This is a genomic window from Arthrobacter sp. Dra40 (genome assembly GCF_059091905.1).
Genome location: NZ_JBNHHB010000540.1, coordinates 1 through 857 on the forward strand (window position 1 = coordinate 1; position 857 = coordinate 857).

1 protein-coding gene is annotated in these 857 nt (G+C 65.8%); it reads left to right on the forward strand.

The window, feature by feature from the left end; genetic code table 11:
• On the forward strand, positions 1-857 hold an 857-nt coding region (gene hpaD, locus AC5RWT_RS37865), incomplete at both ends, for a 3,4-dihydroxyphenylacetate 2,3-dioxygenase (protein ID WP_494084688.1).

The following is an 857-nucleotide window of genomic DNA, read 5'->3' on the forward strand; positions in this document are numbered from 1 at the left end:
CCCGGACATCCTGCGCTGCGCCTACATGGAGATCGTGGTGACCGATCTGGCCAAGTCCCGCGCGTTCTACGTGGACCTGCTGGGCCTGCACGTGACCCACGAAGACGACGAGGCAATCTACCTGCGCTCGTTCGAAGAGTTCATCCACCACAACCTGGTGCTGCGCAAGGGCCCCATCGCCGCCGTCGCCGCCTTCGCCTACCGGGTACGGAGCCCGGAGGACGTGGACCGCGCCGAGGCTTACTACAAGGAGCTGGGCTGCCGCACCGAGCGCCGCAAGGAAGGCTTCGTCAAGGGCATCGGCGACTCCGTCCGGGTGGAAGACCCGCTGGGCTTCCCGTACGAGTTCTTCCACGAGGTGGACCACGTGGAGCGCCTGCACATGCGCTACGACCTCTACTCCGCCGGAGAACTGGTGCGCCTGGACCACTTCAACCAGGTCACCCCGGACGTACCGCGCGGCCGCAAGTACCTTGAGGATTTGGGCTTCCGCGTCACCGAGGACATCAAGGACTCCGACGGCGTGACCTACGCCGCCTGGATGCACCGCAAGGGCACCGTGCACGACACGGCCCTGACCGGCGGCAACGGCCCGCGCATGCACCACGTGGCCTTCTCCACGCATGAGAAGCACAACATCATCCAGATCTGCGACAAGATGGGCGCACTGCGCATGTCCGACCGGATCGAGCGCGGCCCGGGCCGCCACGGCGTCTCCAACGCGTTCTACCTGTACATTCTGGATCCGGACGGCCACCGTGTGGAGATCTACACCCAGGACTACTACACCGGCGATCCGGACAACCCCGTCATCACCTGGGACGTGCACGACAACCAGCGCCGCGACTGGTGGGGCA